We start from the raw sequence: 227 nt of genomic DNA on the forward strand, positions 1-227 counted from the left end.
CGGATCCAACGGCGACATCGCATCCTCCACAGCCCCCATCCGCACGCTGCCGGCCGGATGATACACGGTGTTATGCGTGCGCTTGAGGTAATCGAAGATCTCCGCATCGGACTGCACCTGTTGGCCGGGGAACTGCTCCACCCCGGCCCAATCAGCCATCGCCGGCTGCCCGATGATCTCCCGGGCCTTGCGGATCCCGGCGATCATCACCCGCGCATCATGGCCCT

The 227-nt window shown here is 65.2% G+C and carries 1 protein-coding gene; it reads right to left on the reverse strand.

Translation table 11 applies throughout. The features are described from left to right. Window positions 1-227 (reverse strand): GMC oxidoreductase (locus tag ACT3TP_RS18835; protein WP_444621306.1); only part of this gene is annotated, 227 nt, incomplete at both ends.

This window comes from Glutamicibacter sp. AOP38-B1-38 (assembly GCF_052377485.1).
GTDB lineage: Bacteria > Actinomycetota > Actinomycetes > Actinomycetales > Micrococcaceae > Glutamicibacter.